The 15,498-nt window shown below is 63.5% G+C and carries 12 protein-coding genes, 1 tRNA gene and 1 pseudogene; 9 read left to right on the top strand and 5 right to left on the bottom strand.

All coding sequences use genetic code 11. The features are described 5' to 3' along the window. Positions 1-12: 12 nt before the first annotated feature. Positions 13-1,626 (top strand): glutamate--cysteine ligase, encoded by a 1,614-nt coding sequence (gene gshA, locus AQ611_RS01185; protein ID WP_069233524.1) that lies wholly within the window; start codon positions 13-15, stop codon positions 1,624-1,626. A 403-nt stretch (positions 1,627-2,029) separates the two neighbouring features. Further along, positions 2,030-2,262, top strand: a pseudogene (locus AQ611_RS26690) (phage portal protein); the annotation flags it as partial. Between the two features lie 128 nt (positions 2,263-2,390). Here the strand turns inward: AQ611_RS26690 and AQ611_RS01180 are convergent. Then, positions 2,391-2,466: transfer RNA gene (locus AQ611_RS01180), tRNA-Lys, on the bottom strand. 193 nt (positions 2,467-2,659) lie between these two features. On the opposite strand from AQ611_RS01180, the gene AQ611_RS01175 reads away from it, so the two are divergent. Continuing rightward, positions 2,660-3,064, top strand: a complete 405-nt coding sequence (locus tag AQ611_RS01175; RefSeq protein WP_059517187.1) for a PaaI family thioesterase — start codon at positions 2,660-2,662, stop codon at positions 3,062-3,064. 32 nt (positions 3,065-3,096) lie between these two features. Then, entirely contained in the window at positions 3,097-3,969 is an 873-nt protein-coding gene (locus AQ611_RS01170; RefSeq protein ID WP_069233523.1) for a patatin-like phospholipase family protein, read from the top strand. A 415-nt stretch (positions 3,970-4,384) separates the two neighbouring features. Here AQ611_RS01170 and AQ611_RS01165 read toward each other — a convergent pair whose 3' ends face one another. Continuing rightward, a complete protein-coding gene (locus AQ611_RS01165) occupies positions 4,385-5,401 on the bottom strand; it encodes a D-2-hydroxyacid dehydrogenase family protein (RefSeq protein ID WP_069233522.1) in 1,017 nt (338 codons plus the stop codon). 431 nt (positions 5,402-5,832) lie between these two features. Here AQ611_RS01165 and AQ611_RS01160 point away from each other — a divergent pair, with 431 nt between their 5' ends. Next, complete coding sequence (locus AQ611_RS01160; protein ID WP_059517193.1) at positions 5,833-6,894, top strand: LysR family transcriptional regulator; 1,062 nt, start codon at positions 5,833-5,835, stop codon at positions 6,892-6,894. A 358-nt stretch (positions 6,895-7,252) separates the two neighbouring features. Here the strand turns inward: AQ611_RS01160 and AQ611_RS01150 are convergent, their stop codons facing one another. From AQ611_RS01150 to dprA, 3 genes are all read right to left on the bottom strand, one after another. Next, positions 7,253-9,856: a DNA topoisomerase III gene (locus AQ611_RS01150; protein WP_069233520.1), complete on the bottom strand. Its 2,604-nt coding sequence runs from the start codon at positions 9,854-9,856 to the stop codon at positions 7,253-7,255. A gap of 209 nt (positions 9,857-10,065) precedes the next feature. Next, on the bottom strand, positions 10,066-10,437 hold the full coding sequence (locus AQ611_RS01145; RefSeq protein WP_059517199.1) for a thioredoxin family protein: 372 nt from the start codon (positions 10,435-10,437) through the stop codon (positions 10,066-10,068). A gap of 53 nt (positions 10,438-10,490) precedes the next feature. After that, on the bottom strand, positions 10,491-11,741 hold the full coding sequence (gene dprA / locus AQ611_RS01140) for a DNA-processing protein DprA (protein ID WP_069235081.1): 1,251 nt from the start codon (positions 11,739-11,741) through the stop codon (positions 10,491-10,493). A 240-nt stretch (positions 11,742-11,981) separates the two neighbouring features. On the opposite strand from dprA, the gene def reads away from it, so the two are divergent. From def to htpX, 4 genes are all read left to right on the top strand, one after another. After that, positions 11,982-12,485 (top strand): peptide deformylase, encoded by a 504-nt coding sequence (gene def, locus AQ611_RS01135; protein WP_059517201.1) that lies wholly within the window; start codon positions 11,982-11,984, stop codon positions 12,483-12,485. Positions 12,486-12,527: 42 nt separating this feature from the next. Next, a complete protein-coding gene (fmt, locus tag AQ611_RS01130; protein WP_069233519.1) occupies positions 12,528-13,511 on the top strand; it encodes a methionyl-tRNA formyltransferase in 984 nt (327 codons plus the stop codon). 124 nt (positions 13,512-13,635) lie between these two features. Beyond that, positions 13,636-14,274 carry a LysE family translocator gene (locus AQ611_RS01125; RefSeq protein WP_069233518.1) on the top strand — a complete coding sequence of 213 codons (639 nt, stop codon included), beginning with the start codon at positions 13,636-13,638 and terminating at the stop codon, positions 14,272-14,274. 108 nt (positions 14,275-14,382) lie between these two features. Further along, positions 14,383-15,240 (top strand): zinc metalloprotease HtpX, encoded by an 858-nt coding sequence (gene htpX / locus AQ611_RS01120; RefSeq protein ID WP_059517206.1) that lies wholly within the window; start codon positions 14,383-14,385, stop codon positions 15,238-15,240. Positions 15,241-15,498 lie beyond the last annotated feature (258 nt).

The raw sequence follows: 15,498 nt of genomic DNA, 5'->3' as shown, positions 1-15,498 counted from the left end.
CCTTGCGCATCGATGCTGAACAACATGACTCCCCGCCAGACTGACCGGCTGCTGCAACGCCTCGCCGTGCTGAGCACGAACCCGACACGCGAGCAACTGCCTAACGGGCTGCGCGGCATCGAAAAGGAGAGCCTGCGCGTGACGCGCGACGGGATGATCGCGTTCACGCCGCATCCGCGCGTGCTCGGCTCGGCGCTGACGCATCCGTCGATCACGACCGACTACTCGGAAGCGCTGCTCGAGCTGATCACGCCCGCCGAACGCGACGCCGCGACGACGCTCGCGCGGCTCGACGAATTGCATCGCTATGTCTATGCATTGATCGGTGACGAGATGCTGTGGACGGATTCGATGCCCGGCCTGCTGCCCGCCGACGATGAAATCCCGATCGCGAATTACGGCGTGTCGAACATCGGCCGTCTGAAAACGGTTTACCGGCGCGGTCTCGCATATCGCTACGGGCGCACGATGCAGTGCATCGCGGGCATCCACTACAACTATTCGTTGAACGAAGAAGTGTGGCGGCGGTTACATGAGGAAGACGGCTCCACCGCGAATCTGGTCGACTATCAATCCGAGCGCTATCTCGCGCTGATTCGCAACTTCCGCCGCACGAGCTGGCTGCTGATGTACTTGTTCGGCGCGTCGCCCGCGCTCGATTTGGGTTTTTTGCGCGGACGCGCGCACAAGCTCGATGCATTCGACGCCACGACGTTGTATCGCCCATATGCAACCAGCTTGCGCATGAGCGATCTCGGCTACTCGAATACGACCGCGCAGGCCGCGCTCGAAGCGGACTACAACACGCTGCAGGGCTATCTCGACGCGCTGTCGAAGGCGGTCAGCGATCCCTATCCGCCATACGAGGCGATCGGCACGCATCGCGACGGCGAATGGATTCAGATCAACACGAATGTGCTGCAAATCGAGAACGAGTTTTACTCGACGATTCGGCCAAAGCGCGTCACCTATTCGGGCGAGCGGCCGCTGCATGCGCTGGCCTCGCGCGGCGTGCAGTACATCGAAGTGCGGTGTCTCGACATCGATCCGTTCGAGCCGGTCGGCATTTCGCTCGAAACCGCGCGCTTTCTCGATGCGTATTTGCTCGTTTGCGCGCTCGATGCGAGCCCGCCGCTCACATGCGACACGTATCGGGAATCGGATGCGAATTTCGGCCGCGTCGCGCTGGACGGGCGCCGGCCGGGGCTCGAGTTGATGCGCGACGGCGTGAGCGTGCCGATGCGCGTGTGGGCCGACGAAATGCTCTCGAAGATCGATGCCGCAGGCGCCGTGCTGGATGGGATTCGCGGCGATGATGCGCACGCGCGCGCGATTGCCGCGCAGCGCGCGAAGCTCGACAATCCGGAACTCACCCCGTCGGCGCGCGTGTTGCGCACGATGCGCGAGCGGGGCCAGTCGTTCATCGAATTCGCGCGCGTGCAGAGCGAAGCGCATGCATCGTATTTTCGCGCCCGGCCGCTCGACGATGAGGCGATGCAGCAAGCGCAGCGGCTCGCGCAGCGCTCGCTCGATGAACAGACGGAACTCGAAGGAAAGAATGCGGGATCGTTCGATGCGTTCGTCGCCGCGTATCGCGCTTATACGCTGAATCGGTTCAGCGTTTGATGGCGCGGGGATAAAGGATGACTGACGGGCGGCGGCTGGCCTTGCGCGCTTGACGCGCCGCCCGTGCGGGTCGTTTGTTGGGCATCGAAAGCCGTTCGAGTTGGTGCGCGCAGGCGTGCGTTTAGCCTCGGCCGGCGGCGTTGCGTGCGACCCGTTTGCCGGCTCGGAGACGTTTCCGGTCGCTGCGCGCGCAGAGCCGGTTGGCGCCGAGTCGGGTGCGAGGACGAGTCCAGCTTGTCATGCTGCCGCGTTGGTGAGATTGATCGACACGAATGCACTTGAACAACTCAAGTCGGCGAGCCGCGAGATGTGTGTGAACTGAGGTGCCTGAGAGGCAGGCGCGCTGAGGCGTGGATGTCGTGCCGGCGGTATTGAGGAAGCGGGAGGCGCTGAAGTACGCGACGGACCGAGCCATTTCCGCAGCGTGTTCGTCGTGTACACGCCGAACGGGGCGAAGGACGGCATTTGGCGCATTCCGGTGTCGGAAACCGCTACGAACGACGAATTCGTCGCCGGTGAAAGCGTGATGCGCGATATTTGCTCGCGGCGCATTGCGTGCCCTCGCAATGGTTCGGCATCGTGCATGACAACTCGAGCGGGTTCGGTATGACAGACGCCGCCGCGCGCGTGTTCGGAGCGGCGTGAAATCAAGTTGCGCTGCCGGTGCTGGCTCGTGACTGCCGTAATATTAGACGCCGTCTGATATTGGCACGGAGACGGAAATGAAAAAGGGCTTAGCATCGCTGCTAAGCCCTTGAATTCTTTGGTGGGGCGTGAGTGACTCGAACACTCGACCTACGGATTAAGAGTCCGCTGCTCTACCAACTGAGCTAACGCCCCAACAGAAGCGAGATTATGCGCAAACTTTTCGGGATTGTCTAGCCCTTTTCCGTATTTTCGGCAAAATTTTTTTTGAGCCTTCCGCCGCGCCTGTCCGATTCCTGACGGCGCGTCGCACTGCGCGCGCTCCCGGTATGATGACGCCGAATCCTTGTCGCGCGGCGGTCGCGCGGCTTTTTCTGGGCTTACGATGATGGACGAAAATACTGTCCGCGATTTGCTGGACCGGCTCCTCGCGCCGTGGGTCCGTTCCCTTTGCCTGACTCCCGTGACGATCTCGGAGGAGGGCGTCACGCTCCGCTTGCCGTTTTCGGGCGAGCTTCGCCATTCGGGAGGCGTCATCTGCGGTCAAGTGTTCATGGCGGCCGCCGATACCGCGATGGTTGTCGCGATCTCTGCCGCGTTAGGCGAATTCCGGCCGATGACTACCGTGGCGTTGAACACGCATTTCATGCGCCCGGTGCGCAAGGGGGACGTGCTCGTCACGGCACGCGTGCTGCGAATGGGCCGCAATCTCGTGTTCGGCGAGATCGAGCTGTTCGACGAGGACGGCAAGATGGCTGTCCACGCGACCTCGACCTATGCGCTCGTTTCCTGAGCGCGCTTCGCGGACAGAGGGGCGCTGATTCGATGTTCGAGCAGATCGTTTTTGCGGGAGGCGGCAATCGCTGCTGGTGGCAGGCAGGGTTCTGGGATGTCGTGCGTCCCGCGCTCGACTTGTCGCCGCGCGTGATCGCCGGGATCTCGGCGGGAGCCGCCACGGCTTGCATGCTCCACCTGCGCGATTCGCAATGGGTGATGCGCTATTACGAGGCGGTGCTCAAGCACAATCGGAAGAATGCCTATTGGGGCAACCTGCTGCGCGCCGAGCCGGTATTTCCGCATTACCGGATCTACCGGCAGGCGCTTCTCGACATTTACGGCGAGCCGTTTGCGAGGCTTGCCGCCGCACCCGAGATTCGCGTCGGCGTGTCTCATCTGCCGCGCTGGCTCGGGGCGCGTAGCGCGGTGGCGGCAGGGCTGGTCGCGTACAACATCGAGAAATACGTGCGCAAGACGCTGCATCCAACGTTTGGCCGTTCGCTGGGTTTTCGGCCGGAGTTCGTGCGCGCGCAGGATTGCGCAGGAGTCGACGAACTTGCCGACTTGATCCTGCAATCGTCGTGCACGCCGCCATTTACGCCGGTCCTGCGCCGCAATGGCCGGCCGGTGCTCGACGGCGGCATGGTCGACAATGTGCCCGTCAGCGCGCTCGATGCATCGCCAGGGCCGGTGCTCGTGATGGTCACGCGACGCTATCCACGGCCGCAGATGTTCGCGGTCGATCACGGCGGCCAGCGGCGCGTCTATGTGCAGCCGTCGAAGAAGGTGCCGATCTCGAGCTGGGACTATACGAGTCCGCACCAGATGCAGCACGCTTACGATCTTGGGCGGTGCGATGGCGAGCGTTTTGTGACGGCGGCTGCGCGCATCGTCGGCGGGGCTGCCGCGCAAAGCCGCTGAGCCGGGCGGGCCCGCTTTCCAGGGGGGCTCGCGGGCGTCGCACGCACGTCGGTCTACGCAAATCGGAAAACGCGCACAGGCCCAACGGTGGGCGACCTAAAATTTTGATCGACGGATCGACGGATCGACGGATCGACGGATCGACGGATCGACGGATCGACGGATCGACGGATCGACGGATCGACGGATCGACGGATCGACGGATCGACGGATCGACGGATCGACGGATCGACGGATCGACGGATCGACGGATCGACGGATCGACGGATCGACGGATCGACGGATCGACGGATCGACGGATCGACGGATCGACGGATCGACGGATCAATTCCGGCCGCCGCTTCCGCGTCGCCATTGCCGCGCGTGCATATCGCGATAGCGTCACCCGTTGGCGGCTCAGGCCGCCGGGCTCAGGTTACCGGCGCGAGCGCCCCGGCGTCAGCGCGTCCGGATTGACGACGCTCGAGATGTCGCCGGCGTCGAACGCGAGAATGTTCTTGAACGCGGCGCTGAAGTAAAGCTCATAGCTCTCGCGCTCGACATAGCCGATGTGCGGCGTGCAGATCACGTTTTCCATCCGCAGCAGGCTGTAGCCTTGCAGAATCGGCTCGCTTTCGTAGACGTCGATGGCGACCATTCCCGGACGGTTGCGCGCGAGCGCGTTGACGAGCGCGTTTTCCTCGAGCAGCTCGGCGCGGCTCGTGTTGACGAAAAGCGATGTCGGTTTCATCCGCAGTAAATCGTCCAGCTTGACGATGCCGCGTGTGTCGTCGTGTAGGCGCAGGTGCAGCGACAGCACGTCGACTTGCTCGAAGAACGCCTCGCGGCTTGGCGCGAGCGCATGGCCGTCCGCGCGCGCGGCTTCGAGCGAGTGCTCGCGGCCCCAGATCATCACGTTCATCCCGAACGCTTTGCCGTAGCCGGCGACGAGCCGGCCGATCTTGCCATAGCCCCAAATGCCGAGTGTTTGCCCGCGCAGCACTTGGCCGAGCCCGAAGTTGGGCGGCATTGCCGAGGTTTTGAGCCCCGATTGCTGCCATGCGCCCTGTTTCAGGTTCGCGACGTACTGCGGAATGCGGCGTTGCGCGGCCATGATGAGCGCCCAAGTCAGCTCTGCGGGCGCGATCGGCGAACCGGTGCCTTCCAGCACGGCGATGCCGCGCTCGGTGCAGGCGTCGAGATCGATGTGCGACGAGATACGCCCCGTTTGGCTGATCATCCGCAATTGCGGCAGCTTGCCGAGCAACTGCGATGTGATGTGCGAGCGCTCACGGATCAGCACGAGGGCCTCGACTTCGGCCAAGCGGCTTGCGAGCTGTCCGAGGCCGCGCACCGTGTTGTTGAAGACCTTGACCTCATGGTCGGCGAGCATGTCGAAGCAATCGAGTTTGCGGACCGCGTCCTGGTAGTCGTCGAGGATGGCAATTTTCATGGCGTGTTTCAGGGTTCGCGCGGCTTGTGGAAGGGGCGGCCGTCTGGCGTCGGCGTGCCCGGATCCGGCCCGGTTTGGGGTCGTCATGATCCTATGACGGCGCGGGAGCAGGTGTATCTCTTTTTAACAGCTTGTTACGTAACGCGACAAGTTGTCGCACATGGGCGGCACTCGGGATGCTTCGCTCCTTTTTTATATCGGTCGGAGCGCGGTTTTTGCGTGTCTCAATTGTCGGGTTTGCTCGCCATGCAGACTAAATTATCTCTTTTGTCTGGACAATTAGCCTATCCTGAGGGCTGAGCTTAACAAGTTTGAAGGTTTTTTCAGAAATTTCGTCAGGAATTGAGCAACTCTGCATTTTTTTCGCTGTCGTAGGAAAATTACCCATTTGCTTCACATTTTTGAAGCTGTAACAGCGGTAGGAGTGAAGTATGGATCATTTGCAGTCGATGCGAGTGTTCGTGAAGGTGGCGGATCTCGGCAGCTTTGCGCGAGCCGCAAGCGCGATGGATATTTCGAACGCCGTCGCGACGCGTCACGTCGCCGACCTCGAGAGCCGACTTGGCACCCGCCTTCTGAACCGCACTACCCGCAGTCTCTCGCTGACCGAGTCCGGCCAGGTTTATCTGGAACGGGCGCGCCAGATTCTCGATGAGTTGGAAGACGTCGAGCAAATGGTGGTCGCGCGTAACCATGAGCCGGTGGGCACGCTACGGATCGTCGCGCCCGTCGTTTTCGGCCTGCACAATCTTGCGCCGGTGCTGCAGTCATATACGCAGCGCTATCCGAAAGTCGTGCCTGATTTGACCCTTGTCGACCGTCAAGTCGATCTCGTCGAAGAAGGCTTCGACGTCGGGGTCGTGATCACGCGCCAGATGCGCAGCGCAAGCATCGTCACGCGCAGGTTGACGACAGGCTGCATGGTGGTTTGCGCGACGCCCAGCTATCTGGAGAAGCACGGCGTGCCGACCCATCCGGATCACCTGAGCGAGCATCCGTCGTTGAGTCTGCCGGCCGAATACTGGGGCGACGAGCGGGTATTCACCGGGCCGGATGGCGAAGTGCGTGTGCGGCCGGCGAACATCATCGTCGCGAACAACACCGAAATGCTGCGCCAGTTCGCCATGCTCGGCATGGGTATCGCGATCCTGCCGAGCTACCTGATCGGCAGCGACATTGCGCGCGGCAAGCTGGTGCGCCTGTTGAGCGATTACCGGTTGCCGCAGGTCGAGATCAACATCGCGTATCCGAGCCGCCGTCACTTGCCTGCGAAGGTCCGCACGTTCATCGATCATCTCGTCGAGTACTTCAGTCAGTCGCCCGACACGACGCTGGGCGAGCAATGGGCTTCGCAGGGTAGTGTGGGGCAGCCTGTCGACGTGCAACATGTCGAAATGCACGCCGAGCACTCGGACGCCAACAACGGGCCGACGCTCGCGCCGCGCTTGTCACGCTCGCCGCGCCCGCGCGTCGTCGTGCCTTCGCCGCTGTAATACGCAGTAAATAGCGCTCAGGAACACGTTACGCAGCGGCGGTTTGTTTGGCGCGATTGCAGCGCGGCGCCACGCTCATTGGTTGGCGAGCAGCTTGTGACTGCGCATTGAACGCGATTGAAGGAAAAAGCGCGGGCTCATCGAGCGCCGCGCTTTTTTTGTGACTATGCCGACGCGGCGTGTGCGGATTAAATTGCAGCGTGTGCGGTGTATCGCTGCGCGTGCCACATGACATCCCGTTGTCGCGCAATGCCCGGCAGGCCTGCGATGAGTCGAGGCCGGCGAACCGGCCTTGGTCAGTTGGGCGTGAACCCGGCGCGGCCAGGTGCCGAGCCGGGCGCTCCCGATGCGGTGTGGATCAAGAGCCCGTTTTACGCGCCGGGGTCTTGCGGGCTGCGCTCTTGCGGGCCGGTGCGGCTTTCTTGCCGCTTTGCTCCGCTTCCTGCGGGGCGTCGCCGGACGGCGCCGATCCAGCCGCGCTCTTTTTCGCCGCAGCGGCTTTCGGTTCCTTTTTCTCGAACTCGAAGCCGATCTTGCCATCCGGCTGTTTGACGAGATAAGCCTTGAAGTTACGCCCCGTGCGCGACGATTTGAAGTTCGGCAGCAGATCGGTGCGGCCTTCTTCGAGCAGCTTCGCCATTTGCTCGCGGGTGATTTCTTGTTGCAGGATCACCTTGCCTGAGCGGAAATCGCAAGTCTTCGGATTCGCGACCGAATGCTCGCAGACATAGCTCATCCCGTGCTCGAACACGCGGGCCTTGCACTTCGGACACCCGCCGACGGGTTCCTGCGCGGAGAAGTCGGGCGCTTCGCCGTCTTCGCTGCCCTGTTCCTGGCCGAAATCGAACTCGAGCTTGTAGTTGTTCGTCTCGTCGTCGAACGTGAGTTTGAGGATGGCCGAGAACGGCCGCCCCATCTTGCTGCGAAAGCCGGACAACGGACCGATTTCCTTCTTCTGCAACAGTTCCTCAACCTCGGCAATCTCGAACTGGCGGCTGCCCGGAATCTTGGAAATCGAAAACTCGCACTTCGTGCATGCGAAACGCCGGTAGTTTTCCTTCACCTGACCGCCGCAATTCGGGCAAGGCGTTTCGAGCGTGGCGTAATCGCCGGGGATCGTATCGGAGTCGTATTCCTTCGCCCGCTTGACGATTGTCTGCGTCATCCGTGCGATTTCCTGCATGAACGCGTCGCGTTGCAGGTTGCCGCGCTCCATCTGCGCGAGCTTGTATTCCCATTCGCCGGTGAGCTCGGGCGCAGTCAACTCCTTTACGTCCAGGCCGCGCAGCAGCGTCATGAGCTGGAATGCCTTCGCGGTCGGAATGAGTTCGCGGCCCTCGCGAACGAGATACTTTTCGCCGAGCAACCCTTCGATGATCGCCGCGCGCGTGGCCGGCGTGCCGAGCCCCTTTGCCGCCATCGCCTCGCGCAATTCGTCGTCCTCGACGAGTTTGCCCGCGCCTTCCATCGCCGACAACAGCGTCGCTTCCGAATAGCGCGCGGGCGGTTTCGTCGTCAGGCTGTGTGCGGCGATCTTGTCGGTCTTGACCTTCTCGTCCTTCTGCACCGGTACGAGGTTCGCGTCCGCGCCCTCGGCGTCGCGGCCATACACTTGCAGCCAGCCCGGCTCGATCAGCACCTTGCCTTCCGTCTTGAAGTGATGGCCGGCCACTTCGGTGATCCGCGTCGTGACCCTGTATTCGGCGGCCGGGAAGAACACCGCCAGAAAACGTTTGACCACGAGGTCGTAAAGTTTCTGCTCGGGTTCCGACAGCGATTTCGGCGCTTGCAGCGTCGGGATGATCGCGAAGTGGTCGCTGATCTTCGAATTGTCGAAGATCCGCTTATTCGGCTTCACCCAGCCCTTGTCGAGCACCTGTTTCGCGTGCGGCAGGTAGTTGTTGCTTTCCTTGAGCATCTCGAGCGTGCTCTTTACGGTGCCGAGGTAGTCCTCCGGCAGCGCGCGCGCATCGGTACGCGGGTAGGTGAGCACCTTGTGCTTTTCATATAGCGCCTGCGCGAGCCCGAGCGTGTTCTTCGCGGAGAAGCCGAAACGGCTGTTCGCTTCGCGCTGCAGGCTCGTCAAGTCGTACAAGAGCGGCGAGAGCTGCGTCGACGGCTTTGATTCCTCGCTGACGACGCCGAGCTGATCGCGGCATGCGGCGACGATCGTCTCGGCGGCGGGCAGGCTCCAGAGGCGCGAGTCGCGCTTCTCGGGATCGAACTCGTCTTTCTTGAACTTCGGATCGAACCAGCGGCCTTCGTAGAAGCCGCCCGCGCAGACGAACTCGGCTCGCACTTCCCAGTAGTCGCGCGGCACGAAGCGGCGGATCTTTTCCTCGCGCTCGACGACGATCGACAGCGTCGGCGTTTGCACGCGGCCAACCGTCGTCAGGAAGAAGCCGCCCCCCTTGCTGTTGAACGCGGTCATCGCGCGCGTGCCGTTGATGCCGACGAGCCAGTCGGCCTCCGAGCGGCAGCGCGCGGCGTCGGCGAGCGGCTGCATTTCGCCGTCGCTGCGCAGATGGGCGAAGCCGTCGCGGATCGCCGCAGGCGTCATCGATTGCAGCCACAGCCGCTGAACCGGTTGTTTCGCTTTGGCGTGTTGCGCGATCAGGCGGAAGATCAGCTCGCCCTCACGCCCCGCGTCGCAGGCGTTGATCAGACGGTCGATGTCCTTGCGCTTGATCAGCTTGGTCAGCACCTTCAGGCGCGACTCGCTTTTCGCGATCGGATTCAGATCGAAGTGCGGCGGAATGACCGGCAGGTGCGCGAAGCTCCATTTGCCTCGCTTGACTTCGTATTCTTCGGGCGCGGCGATTTCGAGCAGGTGGCCGACCGCCGACGACAGCACGTACTCGTCGCTTTCGTAATATTCGTCATGCTTGGTAAAGCCGCCCAAGGCTCGCGCGATGTCGTTCGCGACAGAAGGCTTTTCCGCAATGATGAGTGCTTTCGACATGACAATGTATATGGGTGGACCGGGCGAACCCGGTTACAGGCTCTTTTACGACGGCTTTATAGCACACGGCGCCGCATTGGGAGCCAGTACCGCAAAAAGCGGGTCATCATAAGTGGGGGCAAGGGCGACGGCAAGCCTGGCGCGCGCACCCGGTGTAAACAGGCGGAAAAATTTTCTTCGATGCTCATTTTTTTGAGGGCCTGACAATTTTATTCGAACAAATTGCGAAGCTTGGGCGCATGCGGCACGCCCGGCAGCGCGGTCAGGTCGGACAGCATGCGATCGACGATGCCTGCGTGGGGCAGCACGGTACCGAAGAAGCGCACTGCGTTGGCGTCTTCGATCAAAAGGGTCGGAAAATTCTCGACGTCGAGTTCGTCGAGCCGGTCGGCGTGCGTTTCGATGTCGATCCACGCGAAGCAGGCTTCGGGGTGGGCGGCGGCCAGGGTGTCAAAGGTGGTTTGGTATTCGCGGCACGTGCCGCACCACTCGGCGCATAGGCAGGCGACGAACAGCGTGTCCGGATTCCGGAGGCGCTCGGCGATCCGATCCTCATCGGTGTCGAGATTCAGCGCGGGCATGGTTTTCCTTGTTTGGTCGGGCGGCGGTGCGGGAAGCTCCCGCGCTCACGCCGCTATTGGCCGGAATTTAGCACGGCGTTCGTCTTGCACGCTTGCGGGCGCTGCGGCGAGCCGTCGACGCGGGTATAGCGGCCGCCCGGCAGCGCCGCGATGCGGCCGGCCAGCTCGAGTTGCAGCAGCAGACGATGCAGCGCATCGGCCGGCAGTGCCGTGCGCTGCGCAAGCAGTTCGAGCGGCACGGGGCTATAGCCGATTGCATCGAGCAGCCGACGGGCGTCGGCGTCCGGCTCCGGGGGTTCGATCGGCGGGCCGGACTGGGCTGAACTGGCCGAGTCGACTGGCGCGGCGGGTTCGGCGGGCGCAGCGGCTCGTACTGCCGCTGCCCGGCTCGCGGCCGCCGGCCGCGCGGGGGCGAGACCAAATTCATCGAGCACGTCCGAGGTTGTCTCGACCAGCTTCGCGCCATCGCGGATCAGCGCGTGACACCCTTGCGACAGCGGCGCGTGAATCGAGCCGGGAATCGCAAACACGTCGCGGCCCATGTCGTTCGCGAGCCGCGCGGTGATCAGCGAGCCGGAGCGCAGCGCGGCCTCGACGATCAGCACGCCGCCCGCCAACGCGGCGATCAGCCGGTTGCGTTGTGGGAAATGCGCAGAGCGGGCTGGCGTGCCGAGCGGCCATTCGGAAACGAGCGCACCGCGCCCGGCGATTTCGTGTGCAAGCGCGTGGTGCCGGGCCGGGTAGACGAGATCCGCGCCGGTGCCGATCACGGCGACCGTGCTGCTCGCGCCGTCGAGGCCGCCGCGGTGTGCGGCGCCGTCGATGCCCAGCGCGAGACCCGATACGACCGCGAGCCCAGCGTCGGACAACTCGCGCGCGAAGCGGGTTGCGTCAGCAAGCCCCTGCGGCGTCGCACTCCGGCTGCCGACGATTGCGACCGAGCGCGCATGGAGCAACTCGATCCGCCCTTTTATATATAGGAGCGGCGGGGGATCGTGCAGCGCCGCGAACGTGCCGGGATAGGCCGGGTCGCGCTGGGTGACGAGCGCGTTGCCTGGTTCGTCGAGCCAGGCGAGCGTTAGGTCGACGCGGCGTGCAAGATCGTCGGCGGGCGGCATGAGCACGGCGCGCGCCACCGCTTCGCCGACGAGTGCCGCCAACTCCGCATGGGACGCGTCGAAAAGCGCCGCCGGCGATGCAAATGCGTCGATGAGCGCCGCGCGCGCCGCCGAAGGCACGCCGGATAACGCCGCGAACCGCACCCACGCGGCGAGTTCGGTGCGCGTGAGCATCAGCGGCGGCATGAGCCGGTCCTCGAGACGCGTGGTCTGCGGCACGTGTAATGCCGTGATAAAATTTTCATCATCCGAAATAAAACGAAGAACGAAGTGCCGTGCGCGCGGAATCACGGCGCTGTGCCGGCCGTCTCGACGCACGGGCCATATTGCGGCGTCGGCTCCATCTTGACGTCGGCGAGTGCGTCGCGGCAGTCTGCCGGACAGCTAACGCAGGCAGATCGCTCGTTCCTCCCAAACCTGAACATCATGGCTTTGCTGAACATCCTCCATTACCCTGACAAGCGGCTGCACAAGGTCGCCAAGCCGGTCGACAAGGTCGACGACCGGATCCGCAAGCTCGTCGCCGACATGGCCGAGACGATGTACGCCGCGCCCGGCATCGGCTTGGCGGCAACGCAGGTCGACGTGCACGAGCGCGTGATCGTGATCGACGTGTCCGAGGAAAAGAACGAGCTGCGCGTTTTCATCAATCCGGAAATCGTTTGGTCGAGCGACGGTAGGCAGGTGTATGAGGAGGGCTGTTTGTCGGTGCCCGGCATCTACGACGAGGTCGAGCGGCCCGAGCGCGTGCGCGTGCGCGCGCTGAACGAACAAGGCGAGACGTTCGAGATCGATTGTGAAGGGCTCCTCGCGGTGTGCGTGCAGCACGAGATGGATCACCTGATGGGGCGTGTATTCGTTCAATATCTGTCGCCGCTCAAGCAAAGCCGGATCAAGACGAAGATGAAGAAACTCGAGCGCGCGATGTAAGGCGCGCGGCCGCAGCACTGTCTGCTTCCCGATTCATTTGCCATGACACATTCACTGCGGGTCGTTTTTGCCGGTACGCCGGAGTTTGCCGCGGCGGCGCTTGCCGCGATCCATGAAGCCGGTTTCCCGGTGCCGCTCGTGCTTACCCAGCCGGATCGCCCGGCCGGACGCGGGATGAAGCTGCAGGCAAGCGCGGTGAAGCGCTACGCGCTCGAGCACGGCATCGCCGTTGCACAGCCCGCTTCGCTGCGCCGCGCGGGCAAGTATCCGGCCGAGGCCGCCGCCGCGCTCGAGCTGCTGCACGCGACGCCGCACGACGTGATGGTGGTCGCCGCATACGGTTTGTTGTTGCCGCAGGAGGTGCTCGATCTGCCGCGCCACGGCTGCATCAACATTCATGCGTCGTTGCTGCCGCGCTGGCGCGGCGCCGCGCCGATCCATCGCGCAATCGAGGCGGGCGATGCGCAAACGGGCGTCACGCTGATGCAAATGGACGCCGGGCTCGATACGGGCGCGATGCTTGACGACACGCGTGTCGCGATCCTGCCTGACGATACGACGGCCACGCTGCACGACAAGCTTGCCGCGGCCGGCGCGCGGCTTATTGTCGATGCGCTTGCCGAGCTGGAGCGCGCCGGCTCGCTTGCGTCGACGCCGCAGCCCGCCGAGGGCGTGACGTATGCCGAGAAGATCGCCAAACACGAGGCGGCGCTCGACTGGCGCAAGCCGGCAGCGGCGCTCGCGCGCCAAGTGCGGGCGTTCGACCCGTTCCCGGGCGGCGTGGGCACGCTCGATGGCGTGGTGCTCAAAATTTGGGCCGCCGACGCAGTGGCCTCGCGGGGCGACGCATTGCCCGGCACGATCGTCGACGCCGGTCCCGACGGCGTCGTGATCGCCTGTGGCGAAGGGGCGCTGCGCGTCACGCAGTTGCAGAAGCCCGGCGGCAAGCGCTTGCCTGCCCGCGAATTTCTCGCCGGCTCGCCCGTGGCGGCCGGACAGCGTTTCGAGCTTCCCGGCGTTGCGTAGCCGCGCCGCCGCCGGATACGAGTTCAACGCAATCGGTCGCGCGGCGCAATCGGCTGAACGGCCAAGTCGCTATGCGCGGTGCGCGCACGTAAAATTTCTCTGCTAACCCGTTGGGAGGAGTCGCATGTTCGGCATTACTCATTTCGGCTTGTTCGTTGCGGCAGTTTTTTTATTGAATATCACGCCGGGACCTGACACCGCCTACGTCGTCGGCCGCAGCATCGCGCAGGGGCGCGGCGCGGGCCTCGTGTCCGCGCTGGGCATCTCGGCGGGGTGCTGCGTCCACGCGCTGGCGTGCGCATTCGGCCTGACAGCCGTGTTGGCCGCGTCGGCCACCGCGTTTACCGTCATCAAGATCGTGGGCGCGGCTTATCTCGTCTATCTGGGTGTGCGTCTCATCTTCGCGAAGCACGAGCCGCAGGCCACTGAAGGCGCTGCGTGGCCGGGCACTGATAAATCGTTGCGCCAGCTTTTCATGCAAGGCTTCCTGACGAACGTGCTGAATCCGAAAGTAGTGCTCTTTTTCGTGTCGTTCTTTCCGCAATTCGTCGCGGCCGACAGCGACCATAAGGTGCTGGCGTTCTTGACGCTGGGCGCGGTGTTCGTCGTGATGGGCACGATGTGGTCGTGCATCGTCGTCTGGGTGGCGGCCGGCGTCACGCAGCGCTTCGCGGGCAAGCCGCGCGTGAAGAAATGGCTCGATCGGGGCATCGGCAGTGCGTTCATCGGTCTTGGCGTGAGGCTTGCGGCGTCGCAGCGCTGAGGGTTGAATTTTCTCGACGCGTTCTTATCTAACAGATCGCTTACAATCGAGCGCTGTTGCCGGTATCGGCGCGGCGATATCCCGGCAGACGGATAAGGAGTGGGAAATATGTTTAATTGGGTCAAAACGGCGATGCTGATGGCCGCGATCACGGCCCTTTTCATCGTAATCGGCGGCATGATCGGCGGATCGCGCGGCATGACGATTGCGTTGCTGCTCGCGCTCGGCATGAATTTCTTTTCGTACTGGTTCTCGGACAAGATGGTTCTGCGCATGTACAACGCGCAGGAAGTCGACGAAACAACGGCGCCGCAGTTCTACCGGATGGTGCGTGAGCTGGCGACGCGCGCGAACCTGCCAATGCCGCGCGTCTATCTGATCGACGAGGATCAGCCGAATGCGTTCGCCACCGGCCGCAACCCTGAGCACGCGGCGGTCGCCGCGACGACGGGCATTCTGCGTGCGTTGTCCGAGCGCGAGATGCGCGGGGTGATGGCCCATGAGCTTGCGCACGTCAAGCATCGCGACATCCTGATCTCGACGATTTCCGCGACGATGGCAGGTGCGATTTCCGCGCTCGCGAATTTCGCGATGTTCTTCGGCGGGCGCGACGAGAACGGCCGTCCTGCGAATCCGATCGCGGGCATCGCGGTCGCGCTGCTCGCGCCGATCGCAGGTGCGCTGATCCAGATGGCGATTTCACGGGCGCGCGAGTTCGAGGCCGATCGGGGTGGTGCGCAAATCTCGGGCGATCCGCAGGCGCTCGCAGCGGCGCTCGACAAAATCCATCGCTATGCGTCAGGCATCCCGTTTCCGGCGGCCGAGCAGCATCCGGCCACTGCGCAGATGATGATCATGAATCCGCTGTCGGGAGGCGGTTTGCAGAATCTGTTCTCGACGCACCCGGCCACCGAGGAGCGGATTGCACGCTTGATGGAAATGGCGCGCACGGGCCGCTTCGACTGACAGACGGCGCAGGCGGCGAGTGTGGCGCCGTTGAGGCCGGCTGGCTGGTCGAGCAATGACGAGGTTAGAGTACCAGCGCTGCACCATTTCTAATGGCGCCCGATTGCCGGATGACGGAACCCAGCGCGCATTCGAATCCTGTCGCACGATGCATCGTTTCGGGCCGGCCCGCGAGTGAGCATGTCGTGGGCCGTCGGGCGAGGCCGACGATCATTCGATCGTCGGGCTGAATGAGTCACTCGGCAATCTCGCTACAAT

It is taken from the genome of Burkholderia singularis (genome assembly GCF_001718875.1).
Classification (GTDB): Bacteria; Pseudomonadota; Gammaproteobacteria; order Burkholderiales; family Burkholderiaceae; genus Burkholderia; species Burkholderia singularis.
This window is presented reverse-complemented; position numbering and strand designations above follow the sequence as displayed.

What these genes read in the sequence shown, in the direction of transcription:
- gshA (WP_069233524.1), top strand. Translation starts at nt 13, where the DNA reads ATGCTGAACAACATGACTCCCCGCCAGACTGACCGGCTGCTGCAACGC.
- AQ611_RS01175 (WP_059517187.1), top strand. Translation starts at nt 2,660, where the DNA reads ATGGACGAAAATACTGTCCGCGATTTGCTGGACCGGCTCCTCGCGCCG.
- AQ611_RS01170 (WP_069233523.1), top strand. Translation starts at nt 3,097, where the DNA reads ATGTTCGAGCAGATCGTTTTTGCGGGAGGCGGCAATCGCTGCTGGTGG.
- AQ611_RS01165 (WP_069233522.1), bottom strand. Translation starts at nt 5,401, where the DNA reads ATGAAAATTGCCATCCTCGACGACTACCAGGACGCGGTCCGCAAACTC.
- AQ611_RS01160 (WP_059517193.1), top strand. Translation starts at nt 5,833, where the DNA reads ATGGATCATTTGCAGTCGATGCGAGTGTTCGTGAAGGTGGCGGATCTC.
- AQ611_RS01150 (WP_069233520.1), bottom strand. Translation starts at nt 9,856, where the DNA reads ATGTCGAAAGCACTCATCATTGCGGAAAAGCCTTCTGTCGCGAACGAC.
- AQ611_RS01145 (WP_059517199.1), bottom strand. Translation starts at nt 10,437, where the DNA reads ATGCCCGCGCTGAATCTCGACACCGATGAGGATCGGATCGCCGAGCGC.
- dprA (WP_069235081.1), bottom strand. Translation starts at nt 11,741, where the DNA reads ATGCCGCCGCTGATGCTCACGCGCACCGAACTCGCCGCGTGGGTGCGG.
- def (WP_059517201.1), top strand. Translation starts at nt 11,982, where the DNA reads ATGGCTTTGCTGAACATCCTCCATTACCCTGACAAGCGGCTGCACAAG.
- fmt (WP_069233519.1), top strand. Translation starts at nt 12,528, where the DNA reads ATGACACATTCACTGCGGGTCGTTTTTGCCGGTACGCCGGAGTTTGCC.
- AQ611_RS01125 (WP_069233518.1), top strand. Translation starts at nt 13,636, where the DNA reads ATGTTCGGCATTACTCATTTCGGCTTGTTCGTTGCGGCAGTTTTTTTA.
- htpX (WP_059517206.1), top strand. Translation starts at nt 14,383, where the DNA reads ATGTTTAATTGGGTCAAAACGGCGATGCTGATGGCCGCGATCACGGCC.